Source organism: Nocardioides nitrophenolicus, assembly GCF_016907515.1.
In the GTDB taxonomy this organism is placed as follows: domain Bacteria; phylum Actinomycetota; class Actinomycetes; order Propionibacteriales; family Nocardioidaceae; genus Nocardioides; species Nocardioides nitrophenolicus.
Window position 1 is genome coordinate 396,770 of record NZ_JAFBBY010000001.1, and the last position, 25,901, is coordinate 422,670.

Below are 25,901 nucleotides of genomic sequence, written 5' to 3' on the forward strand. Positions count from 1 at the left end.
AACCCAGCCGTTGCCCCACCGACGGCGTTCCCTCTGGGTCTACCCGAAAGTAACGCTTAGCGTCGATGGCATGCCGCCGTACGAAGAGATCGCCAGCCCCGCCGAGCTGCACGCCGACTGCCAGGCGGTGAGCCGCCGCCTCCAGGCCGCCGCCGTCCAGGCCACCCGCCCCGCCCCGAGCATCCACTTCGACGAGCAGCCCCGCGAGCTGCCGAAGCGCGACATCCAGATCTCCGAGGCCGCCCAGCGCCTCGCCAACGCGCTGCACCTCCACCTGGACTGACGTCCCGCGTACGCCGCGGGAACGACGAAGGCCCCAGCCGATCGGCTGGGGCCTTCGTCGTGGCGGACGCGTGACTCAGTGGAACGAGTCGCCGCAGGCGCAGGAACCCGTGGCGTTCGGGTTGTCGATCGTGAAGCCCTGCTTCTCGATGGTGTCGACGAAGTCGATCACCGCGCCGTTGAGGTAGGGGACGCTCATCCGGTCGACGACGACGCCCACGCCGTCGAAGTCGGTGACGACGTCGCCGTCGAGGGTGCGCTCGTCGAAGAAGAGCTGGTAGCGCAGGCCCGAGCAGCCACCGGGCTGCACGGAGATGCGCAGGGAGAGGTCGTCACGCCCCTCCTGCTCGAGCAGGCTCTTCACCTTCGTGGCCGCCACCGGGCTCAGGTTGATCTGGTCCTCACGGCGCTCGAAGTCCACCGGGGCCGCGACGGTCGTGGTCGCGCCGGGGGCGTCGTGGCTGTGGCCGCCTCCGCAGCAGCTGTCGCTCATGCTCACTCCAGGGTGTGTCAGGTCGGGGGTCGACTAGCCCAATGGTCGCACAGCCCTGGTTATTCCCCCCACACGAGGACCGGCTTGACCACCGTGCCGGCCTTCGAGTCGGCCACGGCGTCGGCGATCCTCTCGAACGGGTAGGTCGTGACCAGGTGGTCCACGTCGAACCGGCCGGCCTCGCGCAGCGCGATCAGCTCGGGGATGGTGACCAGCGGGTCGGCCTCCCCCTCGATCGAGGAGCGCACGACCTTGCCGGACTGGAGCAGGTCGATCGCGTCGATGGTGTACTCCGGCGCACCCAGGCCGAGCGCCACCAGCAGGCCCCGCGGGCGCAGCGAGCGCTGGGCCTGAAGCACCACCGCCGGGATGGCCGTGGTGTCGATGGCGTACGTCGCCCCACCACCGGTCAGCTCCCGGACCCGGTCCTCGACGGGACCGGCGCCCTCCTCGGTCGGGTCGAGCGCGGTGGCGCCGTAGCCGGCGGCCACCTCGCGCCGGGCCGCGACCGGGTCGACGGCGACGACCGTGTCCACGCCGGTGCCCCGGGCGACGGCGACCGCGGCGAGGCCGACCGCCCCGGCGCCGTACACGACGATGCTGTCGCCCGGCTTCGGGTCGAGCACGTTGAGGACGGTGCCGGCGCCGGTCTGGAAGCCGCAGGCGAAGGGCGCCAGCCGGGTCAGGTCGAGGGACCGGTCGACGACGACGCAGTTGTCGGCGTACGCGAGGGCGTGGCGGGCGAAGCTGGACTGGCCGAAGAAGTTCCCGAACACCGTCTGCTCGCCGCGCTTCATCGTGGTCGAGCCGTCGGCGCGCATGCCCATGTAGTTGAGCAGCAGGGACTGCTCGCAGTAGCCGACGTCGCCGGCCCGACAGGGCCCGCACTGCCGGCAGGAGCGGAAGCTCAGCACCACGTGGTCGCCGACCTCGATGCCGCTGACCGCGGCGCCCACCTTCTCGACGACGCCCGTCCCCTCGTGGCCCACGACGGTCGGCAGCATCTCCGGGGGCAGCATGGTCGGCACGGTCAGGTCGGTGTGGCACAGCCCGGTGGCGACGATGCGGACCAGCACCTCGTCGTCCCGCGGCTCCTCCAGCTCGACCTCCGCGGCCACGAAGTCGCCTCCGGGCTCCTCGACGAGGTAGGCGGTCGTCCTCACGCGTCACGCTCCAGCCAGAAGTAGTAGAGGTCGTCGATGCCGAACGTCCCGGCGAGCTTGCCGTTCATGATGCCCATGACGGTGTCGGCGTCGACCTTCTTGAAGTGGTCGAGGACGGGCATCTTGTCGTAGACCATGGTCGCGGTGACCTCGCCGCGGAAGCCGACCGGCCACAGCGACGCCTCCCCGCCGCCCCCGGCCGCGAGGTTGGAGTAGAGCTCCCCGTTCTCGTCGCGACAGACCAGCGGCACCGCCTCGAGCGGGCCGTCGAACCGCTTGCCGTGCCAGCGCACCTTCTCCAGCACCGCGCTGGCGACGTGGCCGGTGGCGAAGTCGCCGCCGCGCCAGGCGCCGAGCATCTCGGCCACCTCCACGGTCGCGAGATCGGCCCACAGGGCGTCGAGGTCGGCGGGGTCCGCGTGCTCCGCGGCCCGCAGGTCGTCGAAGCGGGATCTGATGTCCGTCACGCGAGCAATCTAGAACAGGTTTCAGGTGGCCGCGAGGGGGTGGGGCTGGGCTCGTCTTGCTCGCGGGTCGGAAGACTCTCGGGTCGGCGCGCTGCGCGAGGGACTCACGGTGTTGGTTTGGCTCGCTCCGCTCGCATGTCGCGCCGCCTTTTGGCGCCGTTTCTTCCTCCCCCGCGCGCTCCCTCGTTCCTCGGTCGCACGCTCCTCCGTGCAGAAACGGCGGGCGGCGCGACGGAAAACCCCCGCGTGGCTGGCGTGATGCCGGGTCGGCGCGCTACGCGAGGGACTCACGGTGCTTGTTTGGCGCTCGCTGCGCTCGCGCATGTCGGAAACCCCCTTCGGGGCTGGTGCGCTGCGGGGGTCTGCTCAGCTCGACCAGGTGCGCGCGACCCGGGCGGCGAGGTCGGCCAACGCGCCCGCGGGGTCGGCGAAGGCGCGCTCCTCGCCGACCGCGTCGACGAGCGAGTACGCCGCGTCCATGCCGAGCGCGCGCATCTCCCGCGAGCCGACCAGGACCTGGCCGGCCAGCGCCACGCAGGGACGCAGGGCGTCCGCGGCCACCGCGGCCACGCCGGCCGGGACCTTGCCGGCACGGCTGCTGAAGTCGAAGGCGCCCTCGCCGGTGATCACCAGGTCGGCCTGGCGCGCCTGGCGGGCCAGGCCGACCGCCTCGGCGACCAGCTCGATGCCGGAGACCCGGGTGCCGCCGAGCAGCATCAGGGCGAAGCCGAGGCCGCCGGCGGCGCCCGCGCCGGGCTCGAGGGCGACCCGGCGGTCGGTCGCGGCCGCGAACCGCTCCAGGAAGCCGTCGAGCAGCACCTGGGTCTCCTCGTCGAGCCCCTTCTGCGGGCCGAAGGTCTTGCTCGCGCCGAACAGCCCGGTCAGCGGGTTGTCGACGTCGGTCGCCGCGATGATCTCCACGCCGTCGACCAGGCCGCGCGGGATGCTCAGGTCGACCCGGCTGACGCCGTCGAGGAAGATCCCGCCGACGTCGAGCGCCACGTCGGCGTCCGCGCCGAGCGCGGCCAGCAGGCCGGCGCCGCCGTCGTTGGTGCCCGAGCCGCCGAGGCCGACCACGATCCGGCGTGCCCCGGCGTTGACCGCCTCCAGGAGCAGCCGGCCGACGCCGACCGTCGTACCGAACTCACCGAGCCTGCCCCCGGTCAGGTGCACCCCGCAGACCTGGGCGCTCTCGATGTAGACCGTCTCGCCGACCGCGAGGATCGTGGCCGGCACCTCGTGGCCCTGCGGCGCCTCCCCCACCACGGCCAGCAGCTCGCCGCCGAGGGTCGCGTGCAGGACGTCGACGAAGCCCGGCCCCCCGTCCGACATCGGCGCGAGCGCCAGCTCGTCGTCGGGAGCCTGCCGGCGCCAGCCGGCCGCGATCGCCTCCGCGGCCTCGACGGCCGTGAGGGTGCCCGCGAACTTGTCGGGGGCGACCAGAATCCGCATGCGTCACATCATGGGGGACGGCTACCGTCGCCGACGTGCGCGACGTGCTGATCCGCCCGATGACCGACGCCGACGTCCCCGAGGCCGAGCGGATCAGCGATGACGCCTTCTTCGCCCTCGACACCGCGCAGCGGGTCCCCGCGGCGGCCCCACCCCAGCGCCGCTCCCCCGTGCAGAGCGGGGCATGGGAGGCCCGGACCCGCGGCTTCCTCGCCTCCGACCCCGACGGCTCGTGGGTCGCCGAGCAGGACGGCGAGCTGGTCGGCTTCGCCACCAGCTTCCGCCGCGAGCAGGTGTGGTGCCTGGCGACCTTCGCGGTGCGCCCGGGCCTGCAGGGCGCCGGGATCGGCGCCCGGGTCCTCGACGCCGCGGTCGCGTACGGCGCCGACCGGCCCCGCGGGATGCTCGCCGCCTCGGTCGACCCGCGGGCGCTGCGCCGCTACCACCAGGCCGGGTTCCGGCTGCACCCCCAGCTCACGCTCCACGGCGCCGTCGACCGCACGGCCCTGCCGGCGGTGCACGGCGTACGCGAGGGCGGGGCCGACGACCTGGCCTGGATGGACGACCTCGACCGGGCCCTGCGGGGCGGGCCGCACGGGCCCGACCACGAGCGGCTGCTGGGCGCCGGCCGGCTGGTCGTGGCGAGCGACCGGTCGGGCTACGCCTACACGAACGGCCGGATGCTCGCGCTGCTCGCCGCCCGTGACGAGGACACCGCCCGCACCCTGCTCTGGGAGTGCCTGGCGAGCGCCGAGGAGCGCTACGAGGCCGCCCACGTCACGTCGGCGAACTACTGGGCGGTCGAGGTCGCGCTCAGCGCCCGACTGGACCTGGTCGCCCGCGGGTACCTCGGCCTGCGCGGCATGGCGCCCCCGGCGCCGTACGTCCACCACGGGGCGCTGCTGTAGCGCTGTGCACCCAAACTAGACTGCGCTCATGACCACCGTGGACCTCCCGCTGCTGCCCCTGGGCCGCGGCACGGACGCGCTCTCCGAGCGCGGCGTCGACTGCCCCGGCGACCTGCCGGCGCCCTCCGACCCCGATCTGGTGGCGCGGGCCCGCGCGGCCAAGGACAAGCTGGGTGACCGGCTCTTCGTGCTCGGGCACCACTACCAGCGCGACGAGGTCATCCAGTTCGCCGACGTGACCGGCGACTCCTTCAAGCTCGCCCGCGACGCGGCGGCGCGCCCGGACGCGGAGTTCATCGTGTTCTGCGGCGTGCACTTCATGGCCGAGTCCGCCGACATCCTCACCGGCCCCGACCAGAAGGTCATCCTGCCCGACCTCGCCGCGGGCTGCTCGATGGCCGACATGGCGCGGATCGCCCAGGTCGAGCGCGCCTGGGAGGCGCTGGCGGCGGCCGGCATCCAGGACCAGGTCGTCCCGGTCACCTACATGAACTCCAGCGCCGCCATCAAGGCGTTCTGCGGCCGCAACGGCGGCGTCGTGTGCACCTCGTCCAACGCCGAGGTCGCCCTCGACTGGGCCTTCGAGCAGAAGGGCCCCGACACCAAGGTCCTGTTCCTGCCCGACCAGCACCTCGGCCGCAACACCGCCGTGCTCCAGCTCGGCTACTCCCTCGACGAGTGCGTCGTGTGGAACCCGCTGCTGCCCAACGGCGGCCTCACCGCCGAGGAGCTCGCGGGCGCCCGGATGATCCTGTGGAAGGGCCACTGCTCGGTCCACGGCCGGTTCTCCGCCGACGTCGTCGACGAGCTGCGCGCCAAGGTGCCCGACCTCAACGTCCTGGTCCACCCCGAGTGCCAGCACGACGTGGTGCTCATGGCCGACCTGGTGGGCTCCACCGAGTTCATCATCAAGACCATCGAGGCGGCGCCGGCCGGCTCGAGCTGGGCGATCGGCACCGAGCTCAACCTGGTGCAGCGCCTCGCCGACGCGCATCCCGACAAGAACATCATGTTCCTCGACCGCAACGTCTGCTACTGCTCGACGATGAACCGGATCGACCTGCCCCACTTCGTCTGGGCGCTGGAGAACCTGGTCGAGGGCGTCGTCGTCAACCAGATCGAGGTCGACCCGCAGACCGAGGCCGACGCGCTCACCGCGCTGCAGCGGATGCTCGACCTGCCCGGGAAGTCCCACCGTGACTGACGCCCAGCCCGCCTGTCCGGAGTGCTCGGGTGCGTACGCGTACGCCATGGGTGACCTGCTCGTCTGCCCGGAGTGCGCCCACGAGTGGTCGCCGGCCGAGGCGGCCGCGGCGGCCGACGAGGCGGCGGCCGCGGGCGTCGTGCGCGACGCCAACGGGAACCCGCTCGCCGAGGGCGACGACGTGATCGTGGTCAAGGACCTCCCCGTCAAGGGAGCGCCCAAGCCGATCAAGTCCGGCACCAAGGTCCGCAACATCCGCCTCGTCGCCCCCGACCTCCGGGTCGGCGACCACGACCTCGACTGCAAGGTCGACGGGTTCGGTCCGATGCAGCTCAAGTCCAGCCTGGTCCGGAAGGCCTGATCGTGTTCAAGCGCACCAAGTCCCCCGCCGCCGCCGAGCCGGCCGCCCCTGCCGCCGAGGGCAAGCCCGGCGGCAAGGGCCGCCCGACGCCGACCCGCAAGGAGGCGGAGGCCGCCGCGAAGGCCCGGGCCAAGGCCCCGACCGACCGGCGCGAGGCCTCGCGCCGCCAGCGGGAGTTCCGCGCCGAGGAGAGCCGCAAGATCCGCCAGGGCATGAAGGCCGGCGACGAGCGCTACTTCCTGCCCCGCGACAAGGGCCGGGTGCGGCGGTTCATCCGCGACTACGTCGACCGCCGGTTCTCCATCGTCGAGATGGTCATCCCGCTGATGATCGTCGGCCTGATGCTCGGCTACACCGGCAGCTCCGCGCTCGTGCAGGCCAGCAGCATGGTGCTGCTCGCCACCGTGCTGTTCGTGGTCACCGACATGCTCGTGCTCCGCTTCCGGCTGCGCCGCGAGCTCAAGCAGCGCTTCCCCGACGAGCCGCTCAAGGGCACGACCTACTACGCCCTGACCCGGTCGATGCAGATGAAGTTCATGCGGCTGCCCAAGGCGCGGGTCAAGATCGGCCAGCCGCTTCCTGACGACTACGACCGCTAGCCCGGGTAGGTTGCGGCGGGTGAAGCTCATCGCCGCGCTGCACGGGCCCGGTCCCGCCCTGCTCGAGCCCGCCTTCCGCGCCGAGGTCGCCACAGCCGGCGCCACCCGGCTGCAGGTCAATCTCGACGACGACGCGGTCGCCCCGGCGTTGCGCTTCGGCCCCGGTACGCCGATCACCGCCGTGGTCACCGCGTGGACCGAGGCCGACCCCGCGGGCCTGCTGGCCGTCGTACGACGGCACGACGCGGACGCCCACGCCTGGTCGGTCGACGAGCGGGAGCCCCTGGTCCCGCCCGCGGTGGCCGACGGCGTCCGCGCCGACGCGCTCGCGAACCTGGCCTTCCTGCGCCGGCCGCCGTCGCTGCCGCATGCCGCGTGGCTCGCCGACTGGCTGGACCGGCACACCCAGGTGGCGATCGACACCCAGGGCACCTTCGGCTACGTCCAGAACCCGGTCGTCGAGCATCTGACCGATGGTGGGCAGGACGTGGCGGGGATCGTCGAGGAGCTGTTCCCGATGGCCGCGATGGCCGACCAGCACGCCTTCTACGGCAGCGGCGGCGACGAGGCCGAGCTCCAGCGCCGGTTCACGACGCTGATGGACAGCTGCGCCCGCTTCGGCGCGGCCGAGGGGCTCGACCTGGTGCCGACCAGCCGCTACGTGTTCGCGCTGTAGCCCTCAGCCACGCTCAGCCCAGGATCTCGGAGCGCCGCGGCGAGCGGGTGAGCGAGGGATCGGTGGTGACGACGCCGTCCAGCGCCCGGTCGATCGCGGCGAGCGTGTCGGCGTCGAGGCGGACGCCGGCGGCCTTGACGTTCTCGGTCACCTGGTCGGGTCGGCTGGCGCCGATGATCGCGGCCGAGACGTTGTCGTTCTGGAGCACCCAGGCGACCGCCAACTGGGCCAACGAGAGCCCGGACTCCTCGGCGATCGGGCGCAGCAGCTGGACCCGCTCGAGCACGTCGTCGCGCAGCCAGCGGCTGATGTCGTTGGCCCCGCCCTTCTCGTCGGTGGCCCGCGAGCCGGCTGGCGGCGCCTGGCCGGGCAGGTACTTGCCGGTGAGCACGCCCTGCGCGATCGGCGACCAGACGATCTGGCCGATGCCGAGCTCCTCGCAGGCCGGAACCACCTCGGACTCGATGACCCGCCAGAGCATGGAGTACTGCGGCTGGTTGGACACCAGCGGCACCCGCAGCTCACGAGCCAGCTCGGCGGCGGCGCGGATCTCCTCGGCGCGCCACTCCGAGACGCCGATGTAGAGGGCCTTTCCCGACCGGACGACGTCCGCGAACGCCAGCATGGTCTCCTCGAGCGGCGTCTCGTGGTCGTAGCGGTGGGCCTGGTAGAGGTCGACGTAGTCGGTGCCGAGGCGGCGCAGCGAGCCGTCGATCGACTCCAGGATGTGCTTGCGCGAGAGGCCGTGGTCGTTGTGCCTGCCGGGCCCGGTCGGCCAGAAGACCTTGGTGAAGATCTCCAGGCCCTCGCGCCGCTCGCCGGCCAGCGCCCGCCCGAGGACGGTCTCGGCGGCGGTGTTGGCATAGACGTCGGCGGTGTCGAAGGTGGTGATCCCCTCGTCCAGCGCCCGGCGGACGCAGGCCAGCGCGCCGTCCTCCTCGACCTGGGAGCCGTGGGTGATCCAGTTGCCGTAGGCGATGGCCGAGATGCGGAGGCCACTCGCCCCGAGGTTGCGAATCTCCATGCCCCCGACCCTAGTGCGCCGGGCCACACCGAGGCCCTGACAGGATGGCCGCATGGTCGTTTCCGACGTCTCCGTCCGGGTCGCCTGGCCCGCCGACGCCACCGGGATCGCGGCGGTCCAGCTGCGCGCCTGGCAGCAGCGGTACGCCAACGGTCCGGCCGTCGACGCCCCGACCCTCGCCGAGGCCTGGCGCCAGTCCCTCTCCCGGCCCCCGGAGGCCCGGCACCGCGCACTGGTCGCGCTGGCCGGCGACCAGGTGGTCGGCTTCGCCCTGACCGGTCCGAGCCCGGACCCCGACGCCGACCCCGCCACCGACGGCGAGCTGGCCGAGTTCACCGTCGACCCCGACGCCACCCGGGCCGGCCACGGCTCGCGGCTGCTGCAGGCCGGCGCCGACACCCTGGGCGCCGACGGCTTCACCCGCGCCGTGTGCTGGGTGGACACCACCGACGACGTGCTCCGGGCGTTCCTGACCAGCGCCGGCTGGGCGGCCGACGGCGCGAGCCGCGAGCTCGCCGACGAGTCCGGTACGACGGTCAAGCAGGTCCGGCTGCACACCGCCCTGGCCTAGGGTGTCTCGCCCGTGAGCGAGCCGACCCGGCGCACCGTGCTCCGCGACAGCCTCGGCGTCGCGATCGCGACCGGCACCTACGGCCTCAGCTTCGGCGCGGTCGGCGTGGCGTCGGGCCTGAGCCTGGCCCAGACCTGCGCGCTGTCGCTGGTGATGTTCACGGGGGCGTCGCAGTTCGCGCTGGCCGGCGTCCTGGGCTCCGGTGGCACGCCGCTCGCCGGTGCGCTCACCGCGCTGCTGCTCGGTACCCGCAACTCGCTCTACGGGCTGCGCTTGGCTCCGCTGCTGGGCTACCGCGGCTGGCGCCGGTACGCCGCCGCCCAGGTCCTCATCGACGAGTCGACGGCGATGGCGGTGACCCGGCCGAGCCGAGAGCTGGCGCGCGCCGGCTTCCTCACCACCGGGGTGACCATCTTCGTGCTGTGGAATCTCACCACGCTCGTCGGCGCGCTCGCCGGCGAGCACCTCGGCGATCCCCGTGACCTGGGCCTGGACGCGGCCGTCGGGGCCGCCTTCCTGGCCCTGCTGTGGCCGCGGCTGACGACGCCGGTGCTCAAGGCGACCGCGGCCCTGGCCGCGCTGGTGGCCGCCGGCGCGGTGACGGTGACCCCGGCCGGCGTACCCGTGCTGGTCGCCGCGGGCGTGGCGGTGCTGGTGGGAGCGCTGACCCGATGATGTGGTGGGCCGTGCTCGGCGCCGGCGTGGGCTGCTACCTGCTCAAGCTGGCCGGCCTCTCGGTGCCGCCGCGGGTGCTCGGCAACCCGCTCGTGGCGCGGATCGCCGACCTGATCCCGGTGGCGCTGCTGGCCGCACTGGTGACCGTGCAGGTGCTCGCGGCGCCCGAGGGCCGGGCGCTGGTGCTCGACGCGCGGGTGCTCGCGCTGGGCGTGGCGGTGCTGCTCCTGCTCGCCCGCGCGCCCTTCCTGGTCGTGGTCTTCGGCGCGGCGGCGGTGGCCGCCCTCGTGCGGCTGCTCTGACCCCGTCAGCCCAGGTCGAGGAAGTGCTCCAGCCCGACGGTGAGCCCCGGGAACGAGCCGATCCGCCGGACGCCGGTCAGCACGCCGGGCGTGAAGGAGACCCGGTCGAGCGAGTCGTGCCGGATGGTGAGCGTCTCCCCCAGCCCGCCGAGGATGACCTCCTGGTGGGCGACCAGGCCGCGGACCCGGACGCTGTGGACCCGGACGCCGTCGACGTCGGCGCCGCGGGCGCCGTCGAGACCGGTGCTCGTCGCGTCGGGGATCGGGCCGCTGCCGGCCTCGCGGCGGGCGGCCGCGATCAGCTCGGCGGTGCGGCCGGCCGTGCCGCTCGGGGCGTCGGCCTTGGTGGGGTGGTGCAGCTCGACGACCTCGACGGACTCGAAGAAGGGCGCGGCGACGGCGGAGAAGCGCATCATCAGGATCGCGCCGATGGAGAAGTTGGGGGCGATCAGCACGCCGGTGCCGGGGCGGTCGGCGAGCCAGCCGCGCAGCGTGTCGAGGCGGGCGTCGTCGAAGCCCGTCGTACCGACGACGGCGTGGATGCCGTTGTCGATGCAGAAGCGCAGGTTGTCCATGACCACGTCGGGGTGGGTGAAGTCGACGACCACCTGGGTGCCGCTGTCGACCAGCGAGCCGACCGGGTCGCCCTGGTCGACGCCGACGGTGAAGTCCAGGTCGTCGGCGCCCTCGACCGCCTTGACGACCTCGGCGCCGACCTTGCCCCGGGCCCCGAGGACACCCACCTGGAGGCGCTCGCCGGCGCCCTGATCCGCGACACGTGAACTCACGGCACCAAGGTAGTGCGTCACCCCGGCCCGCGTTCTGGCAGGCTGACCCCCATGGTGAACAAGATCCCGGCCCGGATCCGGTGGGCGGTGGACTTCATGGACGTCCAGCCCAACGACCACGTGCTGGAGATCGGCTGCGGGAACGGCGCGGCCGCGGACCTCATCTGCCGACGCCTCGAGGGCAAGGGCAAGATGTTCGCGATCGACCGCTCCGAGGCCGGCGTGGACCGCACCAAGGCCCGCTGCGCCGAGCACATCGCCGCCGGCAGGCTCACCGTGCGCCAGATCGACCTGGCCACGCTGCGGGTGCCGGTCAAGCGGCTCACCAAGGTGTTCGCCTTCGACGTCAACCTGTTCTGGGTGCGCGACGCCCACGAGGAGATCGCGCTCCTCCACGAGCGGCTGATGCCCGGCGGCTCGGTCAACCTCTTCTTCGACACCACGCGGCCCGAGCAGGTCTCCGACATCCTCGCCAAGGCCTCCGAGCAGCTGCGCGACGGCGGCTTCCGGGTCTACATCGTGGACTCCAAGATGCCGCCGGTGATCGGCATCATCGGCCGTCGCTGACGCCTCCCGGCGCGTCCCCGATTCGACGCGGCGGGGTGGGCTCTTGTTAACGTGCAAGGGCAGCATGCCCGTCTCGGGGCTGGCCTGACGTCACCTCTCGGTCCTCTCTCACCGCCTCGGCGCGCGTGCTCGTCCTGACCGGCGAGACCCTGGAGAGACGTGACCCGAAGTCCCAGCACCACCCCGACCAGCATCCTGACGACCCCGGCGGCGGACGTCGTACCCCACCCGGCGCTGGACCAGGCCGTCGAGGTGGACGCGCCCACCCGCCGTGGCCTGGACCCCCTCGTCTTCGGCGTGGCCGCCGCGGTCAGCATCGCCTTCGTGGTGTGGGGCCTGGTGAGCACCACCTCGCTCGGCACCGCCTCCGGCAAGGCGCTGGACTGGGTGATGACCAACACCGGCTGGCTGTTCGTGCTGACGTCCAGCGGCTTCGTGGTGTTCGTGATCTGGCTCGCGATGAGCAAGTACGGCACGATCCCGCTCGGCCGCGACGACGAGGAGCCGGAGTTCCGCACCACGTCGTGGATCGCGATGATGTTCAGCGCCGGCATGGGCATCGGGCTGATGTTCTACGGCGTCAGCGAGCCGCTCTCCCACTTCGTGAGCCCGCCGCCCGGCACCTCCGGCGACCCCGACGCCGCCGCGCAGACCGCCATGGCGACCACGATGTTCCACTGGACCCTGCACCCGTGGGCGATCTACGCCGTCGTCGGCCTCGCGATCGCCTACGGCGTCTACCGCAAGGGCCGGGTGCAGCTGATCTCCGCCGCGTTCGCGCCGCTGCTCGGCGAGCGCGCCTCCGGCGGCGCCGGCAAGGTGATCGACATGTTCGCGATCTTCGCGACCCTGTTCGGCTCCGCGACCTCCCTCGGCCTGGGCGCGCTGCAGATCAGCAGCGGCCTCGAGATCGTCGGCGACATCGGCCCGCTCGGCAACGGCGTCCTGGTCGGCATCATCAGCGTGCTCACCGTCGCCTTCGTGCTCTCGGCCGTCTCCGGCGTCGCCAAGGGCATCCAGTGGCTGTCCAACATCAACATGGTGCTGGCCGTCGTTCTGGCGCTGTTCCTGTTCGTCGTCGGCCCGACCGTGTTCATCTTGAACCTGGTGCCCACCTCGCTCGGCAGCTACGTCCAGGACCTCGCCATGATGGCCGCGCGCACCGGCGCCGAGGGCCCCGACACCGAGGCCTGGCTGAGCGGTTGGACGGTCTTCTACTGGGCCTGGTGGCTGTCGTGGACACCCTTCGTCGGCATGTTCATCGCCCGCATCTCGCGCGGCCGCACGATCCGCCAGTTCGTCACCGGCGTGCTGCTGGTGCCGAGCGTCGTCAGCGTGATCTGGTTCTGCATCCTCGGCGGCACCGCCATCGACCTGCAGCGCGACGGCACCGACATCGCCAACGCCGACGGCCTCGAGGCCCAGCTCTTCGGCACTCTCGACGCCCTCCCCCTCGCCACGGTTGCCAGCGTGCTGGTGATGGTGCTGGTCGCGATCTTCTTCGTGTCCGGCGCCGACGCCGCGTCGATCGTGATGGGCAGCCTCTCCGAGCGCGGCACCACCGAGCCCCGGCGTACGGTCGTCGTCTTCTGGGGCGTCGCCACCGGCGCCGTGGCCGCGGTGATGCTGCTCGCCGGCGGCGAGGACGCGCTCACCGGCCTGCAGACGATCACCATCGTCGCCGCGCTCCCGTTCGTGCTGATCATGATCGGCCTGGCCGCGGCGCTGGTCCGCGAGCTGCGCACCGACCCGATGGTCGTCCGCCGCCGCTACGGCGAGGAGGCGGTCGAGCAGGCCGTGATCACCGGCGTCACCGAGCACGGCGACGACTTCGTGCTGTCGATCGAGCCGGTCGACCCGGAGCCCGAGCCCGACCCGGCGGCTGAGCCCGCGCCGGACGCCGAGGTCGGTCGGGCGGGGGCTCCTACCCCCGGGGTGACGGCGGGGTGACTGCGGGCGGGGCTGGGATTCATCACGGGATGTAGGCGAGCCCGCACATCTGTAGTGGAACTCCGCACGGGATGCGGGCATTCACCTACATCCCGTGGTGAATCCTGCTCCCCCAGCCCCAGGCCCCCGCTACGCCGGCCCGACCAGCGCGAGCAGCTCGGGCCGGCCGAAGACCTCGGCGGCGACCTCGCGCACCTGCTCGAGCGTGACCGCCTCGATCCGGGCGATCACCTCGTCGATGCCGAGCACCTCGCCGTTGACCAGCTCGTTCTTGCCCAGGCGCATCATCCGGGAGCCGGAGTCCTCGAGACCGAGGATCATCCCGCCGACCAGCTGACCCTTGCCGCGGACCAGCTCGTCGTCGGTGATCCCCTCCTCCGCGATCAGCCGCAGCTGCTCGCGGACCACGGCCAGCACCTCGTCGGTACGGTCGGGCAGGCAGCCGACGGCGACCCCGACGATGCCGGAGTCGGCGTAGTGGCTGGCGAAGGAGTAGACGGAGTAGGCCAGCCCGCGGACCTCGCGGACCTCCTGGAACAGCCGGCTGGACGTGCCGCCCCCGAGGGCGGTGTTGAGCACGCCGAGCGCGTAGCGGCGCTCGTCGTCGCGGGTCAGGCCCTCACGGCCGAGCACCAGGTTGACCTGCTCGAACGGCCGGTCGACCCGGCCGTCGCCGGCGACGACCTTCGGGCGGCGCCGGGCGGTGGTCGTGCGCGGAGCCGTGGGGGCGGCCGGCGCGTCGAGCCAGCCGTGGCGGCCGAAGGCCTTCTTGACCGTGCGTACGACGGCCGCGTGGTCGAGCGCGCCGGCGACCGAGACGACGGTGTTGGCCGGCGAGTAGTGGCGCCGGTAGAAGCGCTTGATCTGCGCCGGCGTCATCGCCTCGATCGAGCCGGTGGTGCCGGCGATCGGGCGGCCGAGGGGCGAGTCGGCGCCCCAGGCGAGCTCGGCGAGCAGGTTCTGGACGACGTCGTCGGGGTCGTCGTCGTGCATCGCGATCTCGTCGAGGATCACGTCGCGCTCGGCGTCGACGTCGTGGGTGGCGATCACCGAGCCGGTGATCATGTCGCCGAGGACGTCGACGGCCAGTGGCAGGTCGTCGGAGAGCACCCGCGCGTGGAAGCAGGTGTACTCCTTCGCGGTGAACGCGTTGAACTCACCACCCACCGCGTCGAGCTCGATGGAGATGTCGAGCGCGGAGCGCTCGGTGGTGCCCTTGAAGAGCAGGTGCTCGAGGAAGTGCGAGGCACCGTGGGTCGTGGCCGTCTCGTCGCGCGAGCCGACGCCGACCCAGACGCCGACGGACGCGGAGCGGGCGCCGGTCATCTGCTCGGTGACGATCCGCAGCCCCGACGGGAGCTGGGTACGCCGGACCAGCGAGGTCACCTGCCCGGACTGGTCGCGCACCGTCTCGAGGGTCCGCGTGGACGCTCCGGCGCGGGAGACGGCCGACGGCCGGCCAGCAGAGCGCTGGCCGGCCGTCGTGGAGCTGCGGGTGCTCACTCGGAGTCAGACTCCTCGCCCTCGGCCGCCTCGGGGGCGTCCGACTCCTCGACCACCGGGATGAGCGACAGCTTGCCGCGGTCGTCGATCTCGGCGATCTCGACCTGCAGCTTCTGGCCCACGGCGACGACGTCCTCGACGTTCTCGACGCGCTTGCCGCCGGCGAGGCCACGCAGCTTGCTGATGTGGAGCAGGCCGTCCTTGCCGGGCATGAGCGCGATGAACGCACCGAAGTTGGTCGTCTTGACGACGGTGCCGAGGTAGCGCTCGCCGACCTCGGGCATGGTCGGGTTCGCGATCGCGTTGATCGCGGCCCGGGCCGCCTCGGCCGCCTCGCCGTTGGTCGCACCGATGTAGACCGTGCCGTCGTCCTCGATGGAGATCGAGGCGCCGGTGTCGTCCTGCAGCTGGTTGATGACCTTGCCCTTGGGCCCGATGACCTCGCCGATCTTGTCGACGGGCACCTTGACGGTGATGATCCGCGGGGCGTGGACCGACATCTCCTCGGGAGCGTCGATCGCCTCGCCCATCACCTCGAGGATGGTCAGCCGGGCGTCGCGGGCCTGGGTCAGCGCCGCGGCGAGGACCTCGGCCGGGATGCCGTCGAGCTTGGTGTCGAGCTGGAGCGCGGTGACGAACTCCTTGGTGCCGGCGACCTTGAAGTCCATGTCGCCGAAGGCGTCCTCGGCGCCGAGGATGTCGGTCAGCGCGACGTACTCGGTCTTGCCGTCGATCTCGCCCGAGATGAGGCCCATGGCGATGCCGGCGACGGGCGCCTTCAGCGGCACACCGGCCTGCAGCAGCGACAGGGTCGAGGCGCAGACCGAGCCCATCGAGGTGGAGCCGTTGGAGCCCATGGCCTCGGAGAGCTGGCGGATGGCGTAGGGGAACTCCTCGCGGCTCGGCAGCACCGGCAGCAGCGCGCGACGCGCGAGCGCGCCGTGGCCGACCTCGCGCCGCTTCGGCGAGCCGACGCGGCCGGTCTCGCCGGTGGAGAACGGCGGGAAGATGTACTTGTGCATGTAGCGCCGGTGGCTCTCGGGCGACAGCGTGTCGATCTGCTGCTCCATCTTGAGCATGTCGAGGGTGGTGACGCCCAGGATCTGGGTCTCGCCACGCTCGAACAGCGCGGAGCCGTGGACGCGCGGGATCACGTCGACCTCGGCGTGCAGCGGACGGATGTCGGCGAGGCCACGGCCGTCGATGCGGACCTTGTCGCGCAGCACGCGCTCGCGCACGACCTGCTTGTTGACCGAGCGGAAGGCCGCGCCGATCTCCTTCTCGCGGCCCTCGAACTGGCCGGCGAGCTTCTCGAGCAGGGCGGCCTTGAGCTCGTCGGTGCGGGCCTCGCGCTCCTGCTTGTCGCCGATGGTCATCGCGGCGACCAGGTCGGCCTTCGCGGCGGCCTCGACGGCGGCGTAGACGTCGTCCTCGTAGTCGAGGAAGATCGGGAACTCCTGGACCGGCTTGGCGGCCACGTTGGCGAGCTCGACCTGAGCCTCGACCAGCTGCTTGATGAAGGGCTTGGCGGCCTCGAGACCACCGGCCACGACCTCCTCGGTCGGCGCCTGGGCGCCGCCGCGGACCAGCTCGATGGTCTCCTCGGTGGCCTCGGCCTCGACCATCATGATCGCGACGTCGCCGGTCTCGGTGACCCGGCCGGCGACGACCATGTCGAACACGGCCTTCTCCAGCTGGCTGTGGGTCGGGAAGGCGACCCACTGACCCTCGATGAGGGCGACGCGGGTGGCGCCGACCGGGCCGCTGAACGGCAGGCCGGAGAGCTGGGTCGACAGCGACGCGGCGTTGATCGCGAGCACGTCGTAGGGGGTGTCGGGGTTGAGCGCCATCACGGTGATGACGACCTGGACCTCGTTGCGCAGGCCCTTCTTGAAGGTCGGGCGCAGCGGACGGTCGATGAGGCGGCAGGCCAGGATCGCGTCCTCGCCCGGGCGGCCCTCTGAGCGGAAGAACGAGCCGGGGATGCGGCCCGCGGCGTACATCCGCTCCTCGACGTCGATGGTCAGCGGGAAGAAGTCGAAGTGGTCCTTCGGGTGCTTGCCGGCGGTGGTGGCCGACAGCAGCATGGTGTCGCCGTCGAGGTAGGCGCTCACCGAACCGGCGGCCTGGCGGGCGAGGACGCCCGTCTCGAACTTGATGGTGCGGGTGCCGAACTTGCCGTTGTCGAGAACGGTCTCGACCTCGGAGATCACGGGCTCAGTCAATGTTTTCTCTTGTTTCGTACGGTGCGGGACGCGTTGCCCCGCGGGAATGGACGTGAATGTCACCAGCCACCATATCGACCGGTGCGGGAAATGCGGAACGGGCGACCCCGGAGGGGGTCACCCGTTCTTGGGTATTTCCGTCGCTCGGCGCGTGCGGCTCCAAGGCGCGGGCCCGAAGGCGGCCTTCAAGCGGAGCGGGCCGTCGAGGGCCCGCAACGCCGGAGACGCTCCGCCGAGCGGCGGAAATCAGCGGCGGAGGCCGAGGCGCTCGACAATGGAGCGGTAGCGCTCGATCTCGGTCTTCTTCAGGTAGTTGAGGAGCCGACGGCGCTGACCGACGAGCAGGAGCAGGCCACGACGGCTGTGGTGGTCGTGCTTGTGCTGCTTGAGGTGCTCGGTCAGGTGGCTGATGCGGTGCGAGAGCAGCGCGATCTGCACCTCGGGCGAACCGGTGTCACCCTCGGTCGTGGCGTACTCGGCGATGATCTTCTTCTTGGTCTCAGCGTCGGTACCGACTGCCATGTGAACTCCTTGTTCGCTCGTTGCGCGGCGCCCCAGCCTGAAATCCTGGAGCTCTCTTGGTCCGCGGCCGTTCTGACGGCAACCGCACAAGGCTAACAGCGCGGCCCGGACCCGGCCGAATCGCTGACGGCTGACACATCCGGCGCGGCCGGCCCGTCGAGCAGGATGACGGACGAGCACAGGAGGACGTGGATGAGGGCCGGGGAGCAGGCGGAGTTCGAGGAGTTCGTGCGCGCTCGCTCGAGCGAGCTGCTGCGGGCGGCCTGGCTGCTGACCGGCAGCCGGCCGGCGGCCGAGGACCTGCTCCAGGAGACGCTGGTGCGGGTGCTCACCCGCTGGTCGCGGGTACGCCGGGCCGACAACCCGGTCGCGTACGCCCGCACCGTCCTGGTGCGCCGCTACGTCGACTCGACCCGCCGGCGCAGCGCCGGGGAGCGACCGGGGCTGCCCGACGACGACCTGCGCCCGGCGGTGAGCGAGGAGCCCGACGTCGCGCTGCGCCAGACCCTGGTCGCCGCGCTGCGCGAGCTGGCGCCGGTGGACCGGGCCGTCGTCGTGCAGCGCTACCTGCTCGACCAGGACGTCGCCGGCGTGGCCGCGGACCTGGGCCTGACCGGCCAGGCGGTCCGCAGCCGCAGCAGCCGCGCGCTGGCCCGGCTGCGCCACCTGCTCGACCCCGACCTCGCGGGGGCCACTCCCGCCCGACCCGACAAGGAGCTGTCATGACCACCACCACGGAGGACCGGTTCGCGACCCTGGCCCGGAGCGCGATGGCCGACGTCCACGCCGACGAGGCGCTGCTGGGCTCGGTCCTGCGCACCGCCCGGCGGCGCAGCCACCGCCGCCGGGCGGCGTACGCCGGCGGCGGGCTCGCGCTCGCCGCGGCTCTCGGGGCGACGATGGCCGTGGCCGGCGGCGCGGACCCGGCCGCCGACGATCCCGGACCGGCCGCGGACACCACCGCCCCGGTCACCCTGCGGCTGCCGACCCCCGAGGAGCTCGACCAGCGGCTGGCCGTCGTGCTCGAGGGCGGCAGCACGACCCGCCACGGCACGCAGACCCCGGGGCGGGTCGAGGTCGAGCGCGGCTACGACCGCGGCATCGTCGCCGCCCTGGCCTACGACTCGACCGAGGTCTACGGCGCGGCCGTCGACGCCGCCGAGATGTGCGAGCCGGTGCTGGCAGGGGGCAACGACGGCCCCACCCGATGCACGGTCACCGACGACGGCTGGGCGATCTCGATGGCCGGGAAGCCGGACGCGCTCGTCCCCGACCCGCGCACCCGGTTCGCGCGGGTGACCTACTTCCGCCGCGACGGCCTCGTCATCGACCTGACCGCCACCGGCTCCGGGGCGCCGCCGCTGTCCCGCGACCGGCTGGTCGACCTGGCCACGACGGGCGACTGGTTCCCCGCCTCCTAGCCCGGAGCGTGCGACGATGCCGGCGTGGAGACGCGACGGGTCGACCAGCGGGTGGGCGTGTGCAACCTGTGCGAGGCCACCTGCGGCCTGCTGCTGACCATCGAGGACGGCGCGGTGACCGGCGTGCGCGGCAATCCCGACGACCCGCTCTCCCGCGGCCACATCTGCCCCAAGGGGGTGGCGATCGGCGACGTGCACGCCGATCCGGACCGGCTGCGCCGTCCCGTCCGACGCATCGGCCGGGGAGACGAGGCCCGCTGGGAGGAGATCGGCTGGGACGAGGCACTCGACCTGGTCGCCGACGGCCTGGCCGACGCGGTCAACGAGCACGGCGAGGACGCGCTGGCGATCTACCTCGGCAACCCCAATGTGCACAGCCTCGGGGCGATGACCCACGGCGTCGCCCTGGCCCAGTCCTTCCGCACCCGCAACAAGTTCAGCGCCACGTCGGTCGACCAGCTCCCCCACCAGGTGCTCGGGTACCTGCTCTACGGCCACCAGCTGCTGCTGCCCGTGCCCGACATCGACCGCACCTCCTACTTCCTGGTGCTCGGCGCCAACCCGATGGCCTCCAACGGCTCGCTGATGACCGTCCCGGACTTCCCCGGGCGGCTGCGCGCGCTGCGGGCCCGCGGCGGCCGGATGGTGGTGCTCGACCCGCGGCGCACCGAGACCGCGAAGGTGGCCGACGAGCACCACTTCGTCCGGCCCGGCACCGACGCCTGGGTGCTGCTGGCCCTGCTGCACGTGCTGTTCGCCGAGGGCCTGACCCAGCCGCCGGCGTACGTCGACGGCCTGGCCGCCGTGGAGGAGCTGGTCGCCGACGTCAGCCCCGAGCTGGCGGAGCGGGTCAGCGGGCTGCCGGCCGACGTGATCCGCCGGCTCGCACGGGACTTCGCGGCCGCGGACGGCGCGGCGGCGTACGGCCGGATCGGGGTGTCGACCCAGGAGTTCGGCACGGTCTGCCAGTGGGCGGTCCAGCTGCTCAACCTGGTCACCGGGAACCTGGACCGCGAGGGCGGGGTGCTGTTCACCAACCCGGCGATCGACGCGGTCGGACGCGGGCTGATCGGTCGCGGCCACCACGACAGGTACCGCTCGCGGGTGCGGCAGGCGGCCGAGTTCGGCGGCGAGCTGCCGGTCGCGGTGCTGCGCGAGGAGATCGAGACGCCCGGCGAGGGCCAGGTGCGAGCGCTGCTGACGGTCGCCGGCAACCCGGTCCTCTCGACGCCCGACGGCGCCGCCCTGGACCGCGCGATCCAAGGCCTGGACTTCTATGCCGCGATCGACATCTACCTCAACGAGACCACCCGGCACGCCGACGTGGTGCTGCCCCCGACGACGCTGCTGGAGCGGGACCACTACGACCTGGTGTTCCACCTGCTCGCGGTGCGCAACACCTCCCGGTTCACCCCCGCGGTGTTCCCCAAGGGCCGCGACCAGCGCCACGACTGGGAGATCTTCCGCGACCTCTACCTGCGCGTCACCCGCCGGCGCCACCGCAAGCCGCCCCTGAGGCGGCGGATCGCGACCGAGGCCCGGATGCGGATGAGCCCGACCTTCCTGATCGGGATGCTGCTGCGCTCGGGACGCTCGCAGACCACGCTGACCGAGCTGCGCAGGCACCCCGAGGGCGTCGACCTCGGTCCGCTGCGCGCGGAGCAGCTGCCCGACCGGCTGCGGACCCGCGACGGGCGGATCGACGCGCTGCCCCCGCTGGTGGCCGCGGACGTCGCCCGGCTGCGCGAGCGCCCGCTCCCGAGCGACGGCGAGCTGCTGCTCATCGGCCGGCGGCACCAGCGCGACTGCAACTCGTGGCTGCACAACACCGACCGGCTGACCCGCGGCAAGGCCCGCCACCAGCTGCTCATGCACCCGGCCGACCTCGACGCCCGCGGCCTCACCGACGGCGCCGTGGTGCGCGTGCGCTCCCGGGTCGGCGAGGTGCGGGTCGAGGTGAGCGCGACCGAGGACGTGATGCCCGGCGTGGTCTCGCTCCCCCACGGCTACGGCCACGGCCGGCCCGGTGCCCGGCTCGGTGTCGCGGCCGGAGTCGCCGGGGTCTCGATCAACGACCTCACCGACCCCGAGCGCCTCGACGTCTCCGGGAACGCCGCGCTGTCCGGCGTACCCGTCACCGTCACGTCGTGGACCTGAGCGTCCCGCCCGGCCCGGGTCTCCCGGACGGGCTGGTCATCCCCGACACCGAGCTGGTCGAGCGCTTCTCCCGCTCCCCCGGCCCCGGCGGGCAGTCGGTCAACACCACCGACAGCCGGGTCGAGCTGGTCTGGGACCCCGCCTCCTCGAGCGTGCTCACCGGCGCCCAGCGCACCCGGCTGCTCGCCCGCGTCTCGGGGCCGGTGGTCGCCGTCGCCCACGAGCACCGCTCCCAGCACCGCAACCGGGTCGCCGTCCGCGAGCGCCTCGCCGCCCGGGTCCGGGAGCTGCTGGCTCCTCCGCCCCCGGCCCGGCGGGCCACCAAGCCCACCCGCGGCTCCACGGAGCGCCGGCTCGACGCGAAGCGCCGGCGCGGCGAGACCAAGCAGCTGCGCGGCCGGGTCGAGGACTGAGCCGGCTCGAGCTAGCCGACCGTCACCGGGTGCCGCACCACGGCGTCGAAGAAGTAGCCGTTGGGGTTGAACGCCGCGACGTCGGGCTGGGTGCGTCCGTGCAGGTCGGTCGCGCGGGCGAGCAGCTCGTGCCGACCGGCGGTGGGCGCGTGCCAGGTGTGGGTCCAGCGGGTCCAGCCGTGACCCTCGGTGCGCGGACCGGGGGCGGGGCGCAGCCGGGCGGCCGACCAGGTCGCGCCGCCGTCGGTGCTCACCTCGACCCGCGCGATCGGGGCCGCACCCGACCAGGACCGCCCGGTCAGCACCGCCGTACGTCGGGCGGGCAGCAGCGCGTCGCGGGGCAGCTCCCAGGCCGAACGGACCGGGTTGGTGCTCAGCGGGCCGCCGATGTTGTACCAGCGGGTGTTCCAGGGCGAGTTCAGCTGCGAGGTGGAGACCTCGAGCTCGCCCAGCCACTTGATGCTCGCGATCCCCACCCAGCCGGGCAGCACCAGCCGCAGCGGGTAGCCGTGGTCGGGCAGCAGCGGCTCGCCGTTCGCGCCCCACGCCAGCAGCGCGTCGTCGAGCGCCTTCGCGATCGGGAAGGGTCGCCGGACCCGGCCCAGGTTCTCGCCCTTGTCGACGTACTCGTCGTCGAGGCCGACGCCCTGCACCGACACCGCGTCGGCCCGCAGCCCGGCCCAACGCAGCACGTCGCGCAACCGCACGCCCTGCCAGGTGAGGGTGCCGACCGCGCCGAGGGTCCAGGCGGTGCCCGATGCCTTGGTCCCCTGCTGGGTGTCGAAGAAGCTGCGGCCGTTGCCGGTGCACTCGTGCACCGAGGTCACCTCGACGGTCCGGAACCGGCGCTTCAGCTCGGCCAGGCTCAGCGTGACGCCCGCCGCGTCGGCGAGGCCGTCGCCGTGCACCCGCAGCCGGTAGCTCGCCGCGTCGAGCTGCGGCGTGCGCGTGTGGTTGCGCACGAACAGCCGGGACTGCGCGGTGAGGTACCGGTGGGGGTCGACCGAGTCCCATCGCATCTCGGCGTTGGTACCGTAGTCGACGAACGCCTCGGCGGACAGCGGCTTCAGGATCGCCGGCGCCCCGGCGCCCGCGCGGGGAGCCAGCGGGCCGACCTGGGCGAGGGTGGCGCCGGCCAGCCCGGCGGCGGGCAGGCCGAGCACCGCACGACGGCGCATCGCGTTCGGGGTCATGGCCCGACGTTAACACGAGTTAGTTGCTGTATTTAATGCCCTTTTTGGGTGGGTGCCGCTCCCCCGAGCGTCGCGCAGAGCAGGTCGACATAGCGGCGCCGGTCGGCGCGCACCGCCACCGCCACCCGGCCGCGGGCCTCGTCGACCTCGGCGGCGAAGCGGGTCGCGCCATAGGTCGTGGGATCCGTGCGCTCGACGCGGACCGATGCCCGCAGCGTGGTGAGCAGGTCCGGCTCGACCAGCGCGGCGACGGCCAGCGGGTCGTGCAGCGGCGCGGCCCCGGCGGCGGCCAGCGCGGGATCACGGCGGTACCACTCGATCCGCGCCTCGACGAAGGCCGCCGCGGCGACGGCGGCCGGCGTCCCGTGCGCGCGCAGCCGGGCCGCGTCGGCGGCGGTGAGCGGGGCGGAGAAGGTGGCGTCCATGGTCACCAGCAGCAGATCGCGGAAGGGGGCGGCCAGGACGTCGGCGGCAGCCTCGGGATCGCACCACACATTGCGCTCGGCGTACGGCGTCACCCCGGCCGCCCGGTGCGCCCCGCCCAGCACCACCAGCCGGCCGACCGAGCCGGTGAGCGACCGGTCGGCCGCCAGGGCCGCGGCCAGGTTGGTGAGCGGCCCGGTCGCGACCAGCGCCACGGGCTCGGTGGCGGCGCGCAGCGTGGCGACCAGCCACTCCACCGCCTCCTCGCTCGCCGCCGACACCGGCGCCGGCAGGTCCAGGCTCGGCGGCAGGTCGTCGCGCCCGCTGGGGAGCGGCTCCCGGCGCGGCCGGACCGGCTCGTTGCGGCCCGGGTGCACGCCGACGTCGCCCCGGCCGACGAGATCGAGCACGCGCAGCGCGTTGTCGGTCGTGTCGCGCAGGTCGTGGTTGCCCCACACGGTGGTGACCCCGAGCAGCTCCAGCCGCGGATGGAGCGCGGCGAGCAGGATCGCGACGGCGTCGTCGGTGCCGGGATCGCCGTCCAGTACGACGGGCAGCCGCGCGCTCACACCAGGTCCTCGTCGCGCAGCGAGCGGTAGGCCACCCGGGCGCTGACCGCCCGCTCCAGCTCGCGGATCACCACCGAGAAGAACTGCCGGCGGTAGAGCTCGTCGGTCACGGCGTACACCGTGAAGTAGAGGCCGCTGAACGCCGCCAGGAAGGTCGAGACCCGGAGCAGCTCGAGGCTGAGCCGGTCGCCGAGGAGCTGCCCGACCGGCCCGTCCAGGGCGTGCACCGGGTGGGCCAGCCACAGCTCCAGCACCTCGGGGTCCATCGCGACCAGGCCGAAGACGATGAAGAAGGCGAAGACCGCCAGCGCGAGCAGCAGCACCTGCACCGCCTGGGCGACCAGCAGGACCAGCACCAGGTTGGCCTTCTGCAGCCCGCTCACCTCGGCGTCCACCGCACCCACCCGGTCGACCCGGGCGGCGATCCGCCGCGCGGCGGGCTCCAGCGGGGTGCCGGTGCAGGCCTCGATCAGCTGTGCGGACTCGACCTCGTCGTCGACGCTGTCGAGCTCCTCCGGCAGCCGGGTCAGCAGGAAGCCGACGGCGATGGCCGCGAACAGCAGCACGGTCACCCAGAGCACCCCGCCGTCGAGGCTGGCCGCGACCTGCCACACCTCGGTGTTGATGAACAGGAAGGTGATGAACAGCAGCAGCAGCGGCAGCGCCCGCGTGACGAGAGGCAGCATCAGCCCCATCGAGCGGAAGGTACGCCGGATCGCCCAGCCCACGATCAGCCAGGCGCGGAGCACGGCCACGGCGTACACCGCGACGACCACCCCGAAGGCCGTCAGCGCCGCCCCGAGCGCGGACGCCACGCCCAGCCAGGCGCCCGTGACCAGCCCCGCGACGGCGGCGAGGACGACGGCCACGGCGAGGGCCGGGACCAGCCGGGCCCGGCGCAGCCCGCGCGCGACGGCGGCCCGGTAGTCGTCGACGAAGTACGGCAGACCGTGGTCGACGAACCACCGCTCGGCGGCCACCAGGTCGTCGCGCACGTCGGCCATGTCCGGGCTCAGTCGGCGAGGATCGTCCGGGCCCGGTCGACGTCGGCGGCCATGGCGGTCAGCAGGTCGTCGATGGAGTCGAAGCGGACCATGCCGCGCAGCCGCTCGACGAAGGAGACCTCGACCTCGTCGCCGTACAGGTCGAGGTCGGTGCGGTCGAGCACGTAGGACTCCACCCGGCGCTCACGCTCTCCGGCGAAGGTGGGATTGGTGCCGACGCTGATCGCGGCGGGATGGGTCGTGCCGGCGTCGGGTCCGTCGAGCACGGTGAGCCGCCCGGCGTACACCCCGTCGGCCGGCGCCGCCGCACCCGCGCGCACCGGCACGTTCGCCGTCGGGAACCCGAGCTCGCGGCCACGCTTGTCGCCCTCGACCACCACGCCGGTGACGGTGAACGCCCGGCCCAGCGCCTCGGCGGCGCCGGTCACGTCGCCGGCCGCCAGACAGGTCCGCACGTACGTCGAGGACCACACCTGGGGCCCGCCGTCGAGGCTGACCTCCTCGAGCACGAAGTCGTGGTCGAGTCCGGCACTGCGCAGCAGGTTGCAGTCACCGGCCGCCCGGTTGCCGAAGCGGAAGTTGGCGCCCACCACCACGGCCTTGACGTGCAGCGTCCCGACCAGGATCCGGTCGATGAACTCCTCCGGCGTCCAGGACGCGATCTCGCGGGAGAACGGGATGACGAGCACGTCGTCCACGCCCGCCTCGCCCAGCAGCCGGAGCCGCTGGTCGATCGTGGTCAGCGTCGGCGGGGCGTGCTCGGGCCGCAGCACCGCGATCGGGTGCGGGTCGAAGGTGACCGCCACCACGCCGTCGACCGCCGTGGCGGCACCCACCTCGGCCGCCACCTCGCGCGCCCGTCGTACGACGTGCTGGTGGCCGAGGTGCATGCCGTCGAAGTTCCCGATCGTCGCCACCGTGCGACCGAGGTCGGCCGGCACGTCGGAGAGGTCACGCCACACTCGCACGGCGGCAACTCTCCCACATGG

The 25,901-nt window shown here is 73.0% G+C and carries 28 protein-coding genes; 15 read left to right on the forward strand and 13 right to left on the reverse strand.

Features of this window, described 5'->3' with window-relative positions:
- Window positions 1-70 precede the first annotated feature (70 nt).
- Entirely contained in the window at window positions 71-283 is a 213-nt protein-coding gene (locus JOD66_RS01900; RefSeq protein WP_204835259.1) for a hypothetical protein, read from the forward strand.
- Window positions 284-358: 75 nt separating this feature from the next.
- Here the strand turns inward: JOD66_RS01900 and erpA are convergent, their stop codons facing one another.
- The 4 genes from erpA to JOD66_RS01920 form a co-directional block, all read right to left on the reverse strand.
- Entirely contained in the window at window positions 359-775 is a 417-nt protein-coding gene (gene erpA / locus JOD66_RS01905) for an iron-sulfur cluster insertion protein ErpA (RefSeq protein WP_239545028.1), read from the reverse strand.
- A 59-nt stretch (window positions 776-834) separates the two neighbouring features.
- Window positions 835-1,938 (reverse strand): NAD(P)-dependent alcohol dehydrogenase, encoded by a 1,104-nt coding sequence (locus JOD66_RS01910; RefSeq protein WP_204835260.1) that lies wholly within the window; start codon window positions 1,936-1,938, stop codon window positions 835-837.
- Window positions 1,935-2,405, reverse strand: coding sequence for a DUF4334 domain-containing protein (locus tag JOD66_RS01915; protein ID WP_204835261.1), 471 nt, complete (start codon window positions 2,403-2,405; stop codon window positions 1,935-1,937). The genes JOD66_RS01910 and JOD66_RS01915 overlap by 4 nt, the downstream gene beginning before the upstream one ends.
- Before the next feature lie 366 nt (window positions 2,406-2,771).
- Window positions 2,772-3,857: a glycerate kinase family protein gene (locus JOD66_RS01920; protein WP_204835262.1), complete on the reverse strand. Its 1,086-nt coding sequence runs from the start codon at window positions 3,855-3,857 to the stop codon at window positions 2,772-2,774.
- A 35-nt stretch (window positions 3,858-3,892) separates the two neighbouring features.
- Between JOD66_RS01920 and JOD66_RS01925 the strand changes: the two genes are divergently transcribed.
- From JOD66_RS01925 to JOD66_RS01945, 5 genes are read left to right on the forward strand one after another with little or no spacing between them, the layout of a single operon-like run.
- Window positions 3,893-4,765 (forward strand): GNAT family N-acetyltransferase, encoded by an 873-nt coding sequence (locus JOD66_RS01925; protein WP_204835263.1) that lies wholly within the window; start codon window positions 3,893-3,895, stop codon window positions 4,763-4,765.
- A gap of 28 nt (window positions 4,766-4,793) precedes the next feature.
- Window positions 4,794-5,969, forward strand: coding sequence for a quinolinate synthase NadA (gene nadA / locus JOD66_RS01930; RefSeq protein ID WP_204835264.1), 1,176 nt, complete (start codon window positions 4,794-4,796; stop codon window positions 5,967-5,969).
- Complete coding sequence (locus JOD66_RS01935) at window positions 5,962-6,330, forward strand: zinc ribbon domain-containing protein YjdM (protein ID WP_204835265.1); 369 nt, start codon at window positions 5,962-5,964, stop codon at window positions 6,328-6,330. Before nadA ends, JOD66_RS01935 begins: the two co-directional genes overlap by 8 nt.
- Window positions 6,331-6,332: 2 nt before the next feature.
- Entirely contained in the window at window positions 6,333-6,929 is a 597-nt protein-coding gene (locus JOD66_RS01940) for a DUF3043 domain-containing protein (protein ID WP_204835266.1), read from the forward strand.
- 19 nt (window positions 6,930-6,948) lie between these two features.
- The gene (locus JOD66_RS01945) at window positions 6,949-7,605 is read left to right on the forward strand and encodes a hypothetical protein (RefSeq protein ID WP_204835267.1); all 657 of its coding nucleotides are present in this window, start codon (window positions 6,949-6,951) and stop codon (window positions 7,603-7,605) included.
- A gap of 13 nt (window positions 7,606-7,618) precedes the next feature.
- Here JOD66_RS01945 and JOD66_RS01950 read toward each other — a convergent pair whose 3' ends face one another.
- Window positions 7,619-8,629 carry an aldo/keto reductase family protein gene (locus JOD66_RS01950; protein WP_204835268.1) on the reverse strand — a complete coding sequence of 337 codons (1,011 nt, stop codon included), beginning with the start codon at window positions 8,627-8,629 and terminating at the stop codon, window positions 7,619-7,621.
- 52 nt (window positions 8,630-8,681) lie between these two features.
- On the opposite strand from JOD66_RS01950, the gene JOD66_RS01955 reads away from it, so the two are divergent.
- Genes JOD66_RS01955 through JOD66_RS01965 form a run of 3 tightly spaced genes read left to right on the forward strand, consistent with a single transcriptional unit; the run spans window position 8,682 to window position 10,177 of the window.
- On the forward strand, window positions 8,682-9,200 hold the full coding sequence (locus JOD66_RS01955) for a GNAT family N-acetyltransferase (RefSeq protein ID WP_204835269.1): 519 nt from the start codon (window positions 8,682-8,684) through the stop codon (window positions 9,198-9,200).
- Between the two features lie 12 nt (window positions 9,201-9,212).
- Entirely contained in the window at window positions 9,213-9,875 is a 663-nt protein-coding gene (locus JOD66_RS01960) for an AzlC family ABC transporter permease (protein WP_204835270.1), read from the forward strand.
- Complete coding sequence (locus JOD66_RS01965; protein ID WP_204835271.1) at window positions 9,872-10,177, forward strand: AzlD domain-containing protein; 306 nt, start codon at window positions 9,872-9,874, stop codon at window positions 10,175-10,177. Before JOD66_RS01960 ends, JOD66_RS01965 begins: the two co-directional genes overlap by 4 nt.
- A 5-nt stretch (window positions 10,178-10,182) precedes the next feature.
- Here JOD66_RS01965 and dapB read toward each other — a convergent pair whose 3' ends face one another.
- Entirely contained in the window at window positions 10,183-10,965 is a 783-nt protein-coding gene (gene dapB / locus JOD66_RS01970; RefSeq protein ID WP_204835272.1) for a 4-hydroxy-tetrahydrodipicolinate reductase, read from the reverse strand.
- Window positions 10,966-11,016: 51 nt separating this feature from the next.
- Between dapB and JOD66_RS01975 the strand changes: the two genes are divergently transcribed.
- Both JOD66_RS01975 and JOD66_RS01980 read left to right on the forward strand, forming a co-directional pair.
- Window positions 11,017-11,532: a class I SAM-dependent methyltransferase gene (locus JOD66_RS01975; protein WP_204835273.1), complete on the forward strand. Its 516-nt coding sequence runs from the start codon at window positions 11,017-11,019 to the stop codon at window positions 11,530-11,532.
- 159 nt (window positions 11,533-11,691) lie between these two features.
- Window positions 11,692-13,482 (forward strand): BCCT family transporter, encoded by a 1,791-nt coding sequence (locus JOD66_RS01980; protein ID WP_307823241.1) that lies wholly within the window; start codon window positions 11,692-11,694, stop codon window positions 13,480-13,482.
- Between the two features lie 129 nt (window positions 13,483-13,611).
- Here JOD66_RS01980 and JOD66_RS01985 read toward each other — a convergent pair whose 3' ends face one another.
- The 3 genes from JOD66_RS01985 to rpsO form a co-directional block, all read right to left on the reverse strand.
- Complete coding sequence (locus JOD66_RS01985) at window positions 13,612-14,985, reverse strand: M16 family metallopeptidase (RefSeq protein WP_204835274.1); 1,374 nt, start codon at window positions 14,983-14,985, stop codon at window positions 13,612-13,614.
- A complete protein-coding gene (locus JOD66_RS01990; RefSeq protein ID WP_204835275.1) occupies window positions 14,982-17,210 on the reverse strand; it encodes a polyribonucleotide nucleotidyltransferase in 2,229 nt (742 codons plus the stop codon). The genes JOD66_RS01985 and JOD66_RS01990 overlap by 4 nt, the downstream gene beginning before the upstream one ends.
- 246 nt (window positions 17,211-17,456) lie before the next feature.
- Entirely contained in the window at window positions 17,457-17,732 is a 276-nt protein-coding gene (gene rpsO / locus JOD66_RS01995; RefSeq protein ID WP_036542197.1) for a 30S ribosomal protein S15, read from the reverse strand.
- Window positions 17,733-17,924: 192 nt separating this feature from the next.
- Between rpsO and JOD66_RS02000 the strand changes: the two genes are divergently transcribed.
- From JOD66_RS02000 to arfB, 4 genes are read left to right on the forward strand one after another with little or no spacing between them, the layout of a single operon-like run.
- Window positions 17,925-18,458 carry a SigE family RNA polymerase sigma factor gene (locus JOD66_RS02000; protein WP_204835276.1) on the forward strand — a complete coding sequence of 178 codons (534 nt, stop codon included), beginning with the start codon at window positions 17,925-17,927 and terminating at the stop codon, window positions 18,456-18,458.
- On the forward strand, window positions 18,455-19,153 hold the full coding sequence (locus JOD66_RS28025; RefSeq protein ID WP_239545030.1) for a hypothetical protein: 699 nt from the start codon (window positions 18,455-18,457) through the stop codon (window positions 19,151-19,153). Before JOD66_RS02000 ends, JOD66_RS28025 begins: the two co-directional genes overlap by 4 nt.
- Window positions 19,154-19,177: 24 nt before the next feature.
- Window positions 19,178-21,310: a molybdopterin-dependent oxidoreductase gene (locus tag JOD66_RS02005; RefSeq protein ID WP_307823243.1), complete on the forward strand. Its 2,133-nt coding sequence runs from the start codon at window positions 19,178-19,180 to the stop codon at window positions 21,308-21,310.
- Window positions 21,301-21,723, forward strand: coding sequence for an alternative ribosome rescue aminoacyl-tRNA hydrolase ArfB (gene arfB / locus JOD66_RS28030; protein WP_372442386.1), 423 nt, complete (start codon window positions 21,301-21,303; stop codon window positions 21,721-21,723). Before JOD66_RS02005 ends, arfB begins: the two co-directional genes overlap by 10 nt.
- 11 nt (window positions 21,724-21,734) lie before the next feature.
- On the opposite strand, the gene JOD66_RS02010 is transcribed toward arfB, so the two are convergent.
- From JOD66_RS02010 to JOD66_RS02025, 4 genes are read right to left on the reverse strand one after another with little or no spacing between them, the layout of a single operon-like run.
- Entirely contained in the window at window positions 21,735-22,916 is a 1,182-nt protein-coding gene (locus JOD66_RS02010; protein ID WP_204835277.1) for a molybdopterin-dependent oxidoreductase, read from the reverse strand.
- Between the two features lie 32 nt (window positions 22,917-22,948).
- The gene (locus JOD66_RS02015) at window positions 22,949-23,908 is read right to left on the reverse strand and encodes a nucleoside hydrolase (protein WP_204835278.1); all 960 of its coding nucleotides are present in this window, start codon (window positions 23,906-23,908) and stop codon (window positions 22,949-22,951) included.
- Window positions 23,905-24,912, reverse strand: coding sequence for a hypothetical protein (locus JOD66_RS02020; protein WP_204835279.1), 1,008 nt, complete (start codon window positions 24,910-24,912; stop codon window positions 23,905-23,907). Before JOD66_RS02020 ends, JOD66_RS02015 begins: the two co-directional genes overlap by 4 nt.
- 8 nt (window positions 24,913-24,920) lie before the next feature.
- Window positions 24,921-25,880, reverse strand: a complete 960-nt coding sequence (locus JOD66_RS02025) for a bifunctional riboflavin kinase/FAD synthetase (protein ID WP_204835280.1) — start codon at window positions 25,878-25,880, stop codon at window positions 24,921-24,923.
- Between the last annotated feature and the right edge of the window lie 21 nt (window positions 25,881-25,901).

What these genes read in the sequence shown, in the direction of transcription:
- JOD66_RS01965 (WP_204835271.1), top strand. Translation starts at nt 9,872, where the DNA reads ATGATGTGGTGGGCCGTGCTCGGCGCCGGCGTGGGCTGCTACCTGCTC.
- JOD66_RS01975 (WP_204835273.1), top strand. Translation starts at nt 11,017, where the DNA reads ATGGTGAACAAGATCCCGGCCCGGATCCGGTGGGCGGTGGACTTCATG.
- erpA (WP_239545028.1), bottom strand. Translation starts at nt 775, where the DNA reads ATGAGCGACAGCTGCTGCGGAGGCGGCCACAGCCACGACGCCCCCGGC.
- rpsO (WP_036542197.1), bottom strand. Translation starts at nt 17,732, where the DNA reads ATGGCAGTCGGTACCGACGCTGAGACCAAGAAGAAGATCATCGCCGAG.
- JOD66_RS02020 (WP_204835279.1), bottom strand. Translation starts at nt 24,912, where the DNA reads ATGGCCGACGTGCGCGACGACCTGGTGGCCGCCGAGCGGTGGTTCGTC.
- JOD66_RS02010 (WP_204835277.1), bottom strand. Translation starts at nt 22,916, where the DNA reads ATGACCCCGAACGCGATGCGCCGTCGTGCGGTGCTCGGCCTGCCCGCC.
- JOD66_RS28025 (WP_239545030.1), top strand. Translation starts at nt 18,455, where the DNA reads ATGACCACCACCACGGAGGACCGGTTCGCGACCCTGGCCCGGAGCGCG.
- JOD66_RS01920 (WP_204835262.1), bottom strand. Translation starts at nt 3,857, where the DNA reads ATGCGGATTCTGGTCGCCCCCGACAAGTTCGCGGGCACCCTCACGGCC.
- nadA (WP_204835264.1), top strand. Translation starts at nt 4,794, where the DNA reads ATGACCACCGTGGACCTCCCGCTGCTGCCCCTGGGCCGCGGCACGGAC.
- JOD66_RS01955 (WP_204835269.1), top strand. Translation starts at nt 8,682, where the DNA reads ATGGTCGTTTCCGACGTCTCCGTCCGGGTCGCCTGGCCCGCCGACGCC.
- JOD66_RS01950 (WP_204835268.1), bottom strand. Translation starts at nt 8,629, where the DNA reads ATGGAGATTCGCAACCTCGGGGCGAGTGGCCTCCGCATCTCGGCCATC.
- JOD66_RS02000 (WP_204835276.1), top strand. Translation starts at nt 17,925, where the DNA reads ATGAGGGCCGGGGAGCAGGCGGAGTTCGAGGAGTTCGTGCGCGCTCGC.
- JOD66_RS01900 (WP_204835259.1), top strand. Translation starts at nt 71, where the DNA reads ATGCCGCCGTACGAAGAGATCGCCAGCCCCGCCGAGCTGCACGCCGAC.